10 protein-coding genes are annotated in these 8,870 nt (G+C 43.9%); 9 read left to right on the forward strand and 1 reads right to left on the reverse strand.

The window, feature by feature from the left end:
- Positions 1 to 5: 5 nt before the first annotated feature.
- The 6 genes from A8708_RS24280 (at position 6) to A8708_RS24305 (ending at position 6,062) form a co-directional block, all read left to right on the forward strand.
- Positions 6 to 971, forward strand: coding sequence for a PLP-dependent cysteine synthase family protein (locus A8708_RS24280; RefSeq protein ID WP_068667900.1), 966 nt, complete (start codon positions 6 to 8; stop codon positions 969 to 971).
- 69 nt (positions 972 to 1,040) lie between these two features.
- Positions 1,041 to 1,964 carry a Gfo/Idh/MocA family protein gene (locus A8708_RS24285; protein WP_068667901.1) on the forward strand — a complete coding sequence of 308 codons (924 nt, stop codon included), beginning with the start codon at positions 1,041 to 1,043 and terminating at the stop codon, positions 1,962 to 1,964.
- Between the two features lie 7 nt (positions 1,965 to 1,971).
- Complete coding sequence (locus A8708_RS24290) at positions 1,972 to 3,237, forward strand: enolase C-terminal domain-like protein (RefSeq protein ID WP_204787626.1); 1,266 nt, start codon at positions 1,972 to 1,974, stop codon at positions 3,235 to 3,237.
- A gap of 28 nt (positions 3,238 to 3,265) precedes the next feature.
- Positions 3,266 to 4,162: a DMT family transporter gene (locus A8708_RS24295; protein WP_275667933.1), complete on the forward strand. Its 897-nt coding sequence runs from the start codon at positions 3,266 to 3,268 to the stop codon at positions 4,160 to 4,162.
- An 85-nt stretch (positions 4,163 to 4,247) separates the two neighbouring features.
- On the forward strand, positions 4,248 to 5,027 hold the full coding sequence (locus A8708_RS24300) for an SDR family oxidoreductase (RefSeq protein WP_068667904.1): 780 nt from the start codon (positions 4,248 to 4,250) through the stop codon (positions 5,025 to 5,027).
- Between the two features lie 189 nt (positions 5,028 to 5,216).
- On the forward strand, positions 5,217 to 6,062 hold the full coding sequence (locus tag A8708_RS24305; RefSeq protein ID WP_068667905.1) for a hypothetical protein: 846 nt from the start codon (positions 5,217 to 5,219) through the stop codon (positions 6,060 to 6,062).
- A gap of 173 nt (positions 6,063 to 6,235) precedes the next feature.
- Here A8708_RS24305 and A8708_RS24310 read toward each other — a convergent pair whose 3' ends face one another.
- Positions 6,236 to 6,481, reverse strand: a complete 246-nt coding sequence (locus tag A8708_RS24310) for a hypothetical protein (protein WP_068667906.1) — start codon at positions 6,479 to 6,481, stop codon at positions 6,236 to 6,238.
- Positions 6,482 to 7,022: 541 nt separating this feature from the next.
- On the opposite strand from A8708_RS24310, the gene A8708_RS24320 reads away from it, so the two are divergent.
- The 3 genes from A8708_RS24320 to A8708_RS24330 all read left to right on the forward strand — a co-directional run bounded on the left by A8708_RS24320 (position 7,023) and on the right by A8708_RS24330 (position 8,576).
- On the forward strand, positions 7,023 to 7,598 hold the full coding sequence (locus tag A8708_RS24320; RefSeq protein ID WP_068667985.1) for a VanZ family protein: 576 nt from the start codon (positions 7,023 to 7,025) through the stop codon (positions 7,596 to 7,598).
- A gap of 62 nt (positions 7,599 to 7,660) precedes the next feature.
- Positions 7,661 to 8,236 carry a hypothetical protein gene (locus A8708_RS24325; RefSeq protein ID WP_068667908.1) on the forward strand — a complete coding sequence of 192 codons (576 nt, stop codon included), beginning with the start codon at positions 7,661 to 7,663 and terminating at the stop codon, positions 8,234 to 8,236.
- A 37-nt stretch (positions 8,237 to 8,273) separates the two neighbouring features.
- Positions 8,274 to 8,576: a hypothetical protein gene (locus A8708_RS24330; RefSeq protein ID WP_068667909.1), complete on the forward strand. Its 303-nt coding sequence runs from the start codon at positions 8,274 to 8,276 to the stop codon at positions 8,574 to 8,576.
- Positions 8,577 to 8,870: the final 294 nt, after the last annotated feature.

Here is an 8,870-nt window from a genome sequence, read left to right on the forward strand (position 1 = left end):
GGCATATGGTCGACTATCGTCAAACCATACTGGATGGCGCGCATCAAGCGATAGGAAACACACCAATGGTTAGACTAAGTCGTTTAACCAAGGAACTCGAGGGAGAAATCTATGCCAAGCTTGAATACCTCAATCCTGGCTTTAGTAAGAAGGATCGAATTGCGCTTCAAATCATCGAGGAAGCAGAGCGGGATGGCACGCTTACGCCAGGACAGACGGTCGTGGAACTGACTAGCGGCAATACTGGAACGGGGCTTGCTATCGTCTGTACGGTGAAAGGGTACCCATTTGTTGCGGTTATGTCAAAAGGGAATTCAATGGAGAGAGCGCGAATGATGCGTGCACTTGGTGCTGAGGTCGTACTAGTTGAACAAGCAGCTGGCTCCGTGCCCGGTCAAGTGTCGGGTGAAGATCTTGCGCGAGTAGATGCAGCAACTCTCCAAATCGTTCACGAACGAAGCGCATTCCGTGCGGATCAATTCCATCATCGCGGGAGTTTGCTTGCGCATGAATTGCATACAGCAGAAGAGATATGGGAGCAAACGAAGGGCGAATTTGATGTATTCCTTGACTTTGCAGGGAGTGGTGGAACGTTTGGGGGCTGTGCCAAAAGGTTGAATGCCTATAATCCTGTCATTCGCAGTTATGTGGTAGAGCCGGAAGGGGCACCTTATCTGGCGGGTGGAATGCAGTCCAATGCGAGCCACAGGCTGCAAGGCGGCGGCTATAGTATGGCGTTGCCATTGGTTGATCGAAACTTGATCTTTGGTTTCTTGACGGTTACCGACGAGGCTGCGATGGAGGCTTGTAGGAGATTAGCGCGCGAAGAGGGAATTTTTGCGGGTTATTCGTCTGGGGCCAACGTTGCTGCGGCCTTACAATTGCTGAAGTCGCGAGAGAAGGGTGCACGGATCGTATTGACTATTAACGACTCAGGACTGAAATATTTAAGCACCGATCTATATGCGTGAATGAATAGTTGCGGCACAAGCATAGGCCAGAAACCTAGAAGAATAGAGTTTGGAATAGGAGGATTGAGAATGCAAACGCTGCGAATTGGTATTGTAGATTTGGACACTTCACACCCCGGCAATTGGGTACCCATTATTAAAGAATTAGGCCATCAAGTAGTTGCCGTATTCGACGGGGGAACCGTCCACGAAGAAGGATATGCCTTACAATTTGCCGAAAAACACGAAATCACGACAGTTTGTGAATCGTTAGAAGACATGGTACCACTCGTAGATGCTGTAATCATCCATAGTGTGAATTGGGACTTGCATGTGGAGCGTGCACGTCCTTTTGTTCAAGCGGGCAAAGCCATATTGCTTGATAAGCCGATGGCAGGGAACATGCGGGACATTCAGCAGCTCTTGGAATGGGAACGAACTGGTGTTCGTATAATAGGCGGTTCTTCGTTAAGTGTCTGCGAAGAGGTCAAAGAATGGCATCAGCAGCATGATCTGGACGACCCCATCGTGACTATGTTGGCGGGTTGTTCTGTTGATGATTTCAATTACGGCATACATGCTTTCTATTTGCTGCAAGCTATCATGGGACCGGGAATTGAAAGTGTACGCTCCACAGGTATTCATCTTCAGCATCATATTGAACTTAATTGGCAGGATGGGCGCAAAGGATTCCTTAGCATTGGTGCGACACAAGGGTATTTGCCCTTCTATGCTACGATTGTGACGGAGAATACGGTTAAGCATCTGCAGGTGGATAGCAAGCGACTGTATCGTTCTTTCTTGGAAGCAAGCTTGCCATACTTGGCTGGAGATACAGGACCTTTCCTAGCCATTAATCAACTGCTTGAGGGGGAACTTGCTGCACTGGCTGCTAGAAAATCGTACTTGTTAGGCGGCGAACAGATAGCCCTAAAGCAATTATCAGAGGAAGATCAAGGTTACGAAGGGGCTGCTTTCGCAGCACAGTATCGAATGAAAGTAAAGGGGCACTAAGATGATAATGATTAAGAAAACGAATCTCACGGTTGAACGTGAACCGTTACTTGCCCCATTCGGTTTCAAAGGTGGCTATGTGAATGAGCTCTGGCAGTCCTTCGTTTCCTTGGAGGATACAGAGGGGGATGTTGGTGTGGGCTTAGGTGTTCAGAGTATTCTGTGGTCTGACCCACAGGTGTACACGGGGTGGGGTAATGAACGAGGTAACGTATTCATGAAGGAGATCACCCAACATGCATTGTTAGCCGCTCAGCATATGACATTTGAGACCCCAATGGACATCTTGGATCCGCTAGTAGCGCAGGCTTATGACTATGCTTCCCGTGTATGGGAGGGGAACTCACTCCGAGTTACCTTTGCGCTAAATGCCTTAGTTCCTGTTGACCATGCAGCTTGGATGCTGCTGAGTCATAAAACACCTGGCGCTCGCTTCACGGAGCTGATTCCAGAAGAGTACAGATCCATGCTGGTTGCTCGGCATGAACGGCTTGCATGTACGCCAGTCGTTTCGTATGGGATGACAGAGGCGGATGTTGTGGCGCTGCTTGATGAGGGTTATTTTGTGCTGAAAATTAAATTGGGCTCGGATCCTAAACAGGACGGAGATCCCGAAAAAATGATCGAATGGGATATACAAAGATTGAAAGAGATTCATCGTATAGCAGGAAACCGTAACTGCCTCCACACAGCAAACGGACGCATTGCGTATTACTTAGACATCAATGGGCGGTACGAAAGCAAGGAGCTCCTCTGGAGATTGGTGGATGCGGCAGAGCGAATGGGGGCTCTAGCCCACATTTTATTGGTGGAAGAGCCATTTCCGGAGCATATTCACGAGGATGTTTCTGATCTTCCAGTCAGGGTGACAGGTGACGAAAGTGTCCATAATGAAAAGGATGCGTTGGAGCGAATCCAAATGGGGTACGGGGCTTTTGCCTTAAAGCCGGTAGCTAAGACGATGAGCATGAGCTTGAGAGTGGCGAAGCTAGCTAGTGAGTATGGCATTCCTTGCTTCTGCGCTGATTTGACTGCGAATCCAGTAATGGTTGATTGGAATAAGAATCTGGCAGCGCATCTCCTGCCTGTTCCAGGACTGTCCATGGGTTTGATCGAATCCAATGGCAAACAAAACTATACCAACTGGGAAGTCATGAAGGAAAAGCATCCCATGCCTAATGGCAGCTGGATAGAAGCCGTTGATGGGCAATTCCAATTGCTCCCTGAATTTTATGCGCATAATGGCGGTGTATTCGGTCGAGGTGGGAAGTAAATAAGGAGGCAGTGATTTGTTTGGATATGTGGCCGTTCTTGGCGCGGTATTGATCTGGGGGCTATCCTACATCGTAATGAAGTCCACGACCGCTGAGTACCCACAGATGCTGTTTCAATTTTGGCGGTATGCTGCTGTGTCCTTGGTATATTTCACGATCTTCCATCGATCACTTCGGGCAATGCCGAGGCGAATCTGGAGAGTGGGCTTGGTCCACCTCGGATTGTCCAATTTCGTGTTGAGCTTCTTCTCGATTTACGCAGTACAGCTCACGACCCCGACGCGCGTTGTGGTCATCAACAGCTTCATCATCTGCGTGGTGCCGCTATTGCGCTGGGTGCATGACCGGTGCAAGCCAACAGGGCAAGAGAAAGCGGCCATTGCTATTGCGATTGCCGCCATTGCCTTTTTGATCGGGCCACAAGAACAAGGCATGAATCTTGGCGATGGATTAGCTTTTATCGGCATGATTGGGTATGCGTATTCGATCGTCTTGACCCATCGATTGCTAGCGAAGGAGGGGGCAACCGTATCGCAAGTTTCCGTGTTGGGCATCGTGGGCTGCATGTTGTTTTTCGCTGTGGCGGCAGCGATCTATGCTTGCTTCAACCAAGAAGCGGCAGCACTATCGGCGTTGACCTCCCAACCAGAGACACTCGCAGGCATTGCCTTTATGGTCGTGTTCGTATCGCTCGCAGCGAATCTCCTGCAGGTGCACGGTCAACGCCGGCTGCCGCCGGTCACCGTCTCGATCCTGTTCTGCTTGGAGCCCGCCGTAACGGCGGCGCTTGATTATGCACTGCTCGGCAATAAGCCTTCGATCCGCGTGCTGCTCTGCGGCTTGCTGCTAATCGCGGCGACCCTGACGGCAACTCTGCCATCCAAATCCAAGAAACGAAGCAAAGAAGCTACGCTTGATTTGTAGAATGCCTTCCTATCGATATCAACTTCATGTAAACTTATGGGTAGCATGTATCATCGATGGAAATGGAAGGGACGGGTGGAATCTGATGAAAATGAGCGGCAATACCGTTCTTATTACTGGCGGGTCTTCCGGCATTGGCTTCGAATTTGCAAGTCAGCTGTTGGAGCTTGGAAATACGGTAATTATCACGGGTCGGGATCAAGTTAAGCTGGATGAAGTTAAGCGAAAGCTGCCTCATGTACATACCTTTCAAAGCGATGCGGGAGATCCTGGGGCGATTGCAGCCTTGTATACTGCGGTGGTGAAGCAATTTCCCAAGATCAATGTCTTGATTAATAACGCGGGTCTTATGCGAAAAATAAATCTGCATGAAACGAATGCCAACCCAGCGGATTTGAACAGCGAGATTGCTACGAACCTCAGTGGTCCGATCTGGATGGTACAACAGTTCCTGACGCATTTGAAAATGCAAGAATCGGCTGCGATCGTAAATGTCTCATCAGGTCTTGCCTTCGTGCCTCTTCCGATCTCGCCTATTTATTGCGCAGCAAAGGCCGGCGTTCATTCGTATACGTTGTCGCTCAGAGCACAACTAAAACATACCAAAGTCAAGGTATTCGAACTGGCTCCGCCATTGACGGAAACACCCCTGGTGGATGCATTCGACCCGACTGATATGTCAGGTTCAAAGGCGATGCGAGTCACGGACATGGTGAGTTATGCAATTAAAGGAATCAAGCGTGACCAATATGAAATTAGACCCGGCCAGAGCAACGCTTTGAAAATGATGAACCGAATCGCGCCGAACTTTATCTTTGGCCAGCTGAGTAAAACGGTTGACCGTATGTTGGGTGCGTCCAAATAGTCATAACTGAACATAGGTCTGAATGAAGTCCGCGTAAATCGCGGTCTTTTTTGATTTGTAACAGCTCGATGAACTGCCTCCATCCAGCCATTTTAAACGAAAGGATCTATGTAGTTCCTGTATATAATCTCCATAATAAGAAAAGATATGAAAGGATATGGATATGATAAATGAATAGGGGGATTAGCAATGTCTCATCAGGCAATCTGGTATATGGGACTGAGTGTACTATTCTTGATTTTACTTGCCCTTGTATTTTATAAACAAAGAAGCATGCATACTTTATTACAATTTCTAGTCCTTGTTGAAATGGCATATCTGATTGAGGCCGTCATCTATATTTTCTTGGGAAGCTATTTATATCACCCGAAAATCATTAAATACAATACCTATTACGATAGTCATTTGGGTGCCATTGCTTCGAATATGCTTGCTGTTCCTGTGGCTGCATTAATTTTATCCGTTTTTCAACTAAGCTGGGTTTGGATTATTATGGCGGTCGGATTGTTCGCTGGAATTGAGTGGTTATTCGTGGAGCTTCAACTCTATACGCTGCATTGGTGGCGAATTGTATATACGGTTATAGGTCTTCTAGTCTATTTCCCACTCTCCAAAATCATATATCGACGGATAATAATTTCCTTAGATGGTTTCCTTCATTCTCTATTTTTATTTTTGTGCATCGGCCCCTTATCGGGTACGTTGCATTTTCTCCCCATAATGTTATTTTCAAATAGAATTTACACGCCGGGGTGGTATGAGAATCCATCCTATGATACAAGTGCTTTTTCGGTTGTGTATTACATAAGTATTTGTATAATTATAGTTGCTTTGGTGAAGATGAGCAGGATACAGAAGTGGTTCAAAATTGTAATCCTACTAATGGTTACAGTAACAGTGACATTTGCTTTAAAAAAAGTTGGAATTTTGTATAGTACAGTTTGGTGGGATTCATGGTACTACATTTTGTTTCCCGTAGCTCTTCTAAATGTAGCTGAAGCGTTCAGTCAACGTTTATATCAGGGGCGACGGTGAACGTAGTTTAACGGATGTCGCACGGGCGTAAATATTTGTTACAAGATTGAAATCTAATTTTCATCTGGCATTAATCATTCAGGATTATAATAAAACTCGACCCCCTTTTAAAATATATAACTTAGACCCGCAGCCCGTTGCTGTGGGTCTCTTTTTGATCAATTAGCTACCGTTTAGTCATCGCCAAACTTGATTTTGTAGCTTGTTCCGTCGTAGAGCTCAATCTTAAACTCTGCTAGGGCTCTCCATTTGATGCTGTCTAACCACGCTGATAACATTACTTCTCTTTCAATTGGACTCTGGGCTACTTCAAATGATAATTTCGTTTCTTTCCCATTAAAATATTCCGCTTTGATCTTCTTAATAGTCTCGATATCAAGTAACGACAATATACTTTCAACTAAGGAACGCTTTAACATTGTAACACCTCCCATAATTTGGATGTGAAGTCTTTATATAGTATAAGGAAAAATTCTAATAGTGATTGTACATAGATACTGGTAGATACGTGGATTTTTTAATAGGGAAATAAAGGGATTTGATTGGATGCATGGAAGGGTATGGGTATTCGTATTGGAGGTAGATATTGAAGGATAAAATGAAGAGGAGGGGGAAGGATTTTCAAAAAGAAAAGTTATGTAGTAATCGTAATCATTATCGCTCTGTTCTTGTTCGTGATGGCTTTGACAAGACCGAGCTCTAGAGATTATCGAATGTATTTGCTTAACGTCCAGAAGATTGATTGCGAACCTGCTGAAAGCACGAATTGCTTTCATACTAAGAATGATTTGATGACCTCAAAACTAACCCATCTTATTTTCTATATGACAGCGGAATCTTATATTTTCGGAGATGAGGGCAATCAAATACGTGTAATAGGTATGTTCAATCATTTCTTTGTCATCGAAAACCATCTTCACCATTAGTGATGGAACAATTGTAGCGGAGTTGAAAGTGATGATGTTTAGAAAACGAAATCTGATTTCATTTATATTATTTGGTGTATTTTTAATAGCGTATATCTATCTGTTTCTGCTTGTATTTCTTTTTAAGTATGTTTCGCCATTCGACTTATTCAGTCCAGACAGAATGTACCATAGATCTGTAGATGTAATCCCCTTTAATACGATATATAATTATCTATTAAACGAGAAAAATGTTTCGCCTATTATCGTAATGTCGAATATACTGGGCAATATTATATTGTTTATGCCTTTGGGCATGTATCTACAATTACTAAAGAGGAACAAGAAAATATCTGTCAGTATAGGTATTGTTTTTCTAGTCAGTGTACTTGTTGAGATGTTCCAATATGTATTTGGCATTGGGGCAACAGATATAGATGATATTATTTTGAATAGTGTAGGTGGATTCCTTGGAATTGTAGTATATAAAGGTTTATTATTACTCTTTAAAGATGAGGGGAAAGTACGTCTGGCCATTGTAGTAGCAGGACTCATGGTTATTTTGATTGCTATTACATTTAAAGCGATATTATTTTATACAGCGGGTATTAGAATCAGATTGTTGCCGTAGTTATTGGTGGCGTTATTGAAAGAGAATCTAAGCTTTTATTACTTATAGCAGGGGGTGAAGACTTGAATCCGAAATTTAACCATCACAAGTTCGTGATTAGAAAACAGATCCTCTCTCTAGTCGGCGCTAAAATTGACATATTCGACGCTAATGAAAGGGCAATTCTGTTCTCAAAGATGAAAGCCTTCAAGCTGAAGGAAGATATTCGAATATATGGCGATGAAACGATGCAAACTGAGTTGATCAGTATTCAAGCACGAAGTGTTATTGATTTCTCAGGAGTCTTTGACGTAGTTGATGTAGAAACTGGGCAAAAGGTAGGCTCTTTGCGACGCAAAGGGTTGAAATCAATTTTCAAAGATGAATGGATTATTATGGGCCCGAATGATGCGGAGATCGGATTAATGAAGGAGGATAATTCGCTGCTTGCTCTTCTGCGAAGGTTTCTAACGAATTTGATCCCGCAACATTACCACATTGAGATTGGCGGAACCAAGGTGGCGGAGTTCAAACAGAATTTTAATCCTTTTGTCCAAAAGTTAAATCTTGATTTCTCTGCTGACGACAAGAAGCTAGATCGCAGACTGGGGTTAGCTGCCGCGATTCTACTGATCGCTGTAGAGGGTAATCAAGGTTAGGTTTCATGACGCTTACACTGAATAGGAGATTAATGATATGGCTTTCGGAGTATCCCGACAAGAGCTGAATGAATGGAAAAGCAAATGCTTACAGGGGGAAATTGCCTTCTTGACGCATTATTGGATAGAACCTCGCTTTCCAGGAGTGAAGACAATCACTAAGGTGGGATGCTGTGATCTTGAACGCTTGAAGGCATGGTGCTTGGCGAATGGCTTAAATCCAGATTACATCCATTATCGTGATGAATATCCACATTTTGACCTAATAGGAAGCAAACAGATTGAAATCTTAGAACGCGAACATTTGACCGATCATCTGGTCAGATTTAAACTTCGGTAAGTCGACAAGGTAGTTAAGTTCAGACCTTGCTATCCAGAAGAGTTTTTTAAATAAATAAGTCATGTTTAAATCGTGTTTTGGAAAAATAGAGGGATTCATTAGGGCTTGCCATGTGGCGGCTCTTTTCTTATGCAGTTGAGCGTTAATAAGTTGCAAATAAGTGAACATATATAGGACATTGGTTGCATAATTTCGACAAAAACTATTATAAAATTAATACTTTTCTAAACATTAAATGATACAATACCGATATAAACATTATTAACATCGACAAATTTCCACAAGAAATAGGTA

The sequence above is a fragment of the Paenibacillus oryzisoli genome (assembly GCF_001653565.1).
GTDB classification, from domain to species: Bacteria; Bacillota; Bacilli; order Paenibacillales; family NBRC-103111; genus Paenibacillus_E; species Paenibacillus_E oryzisoli.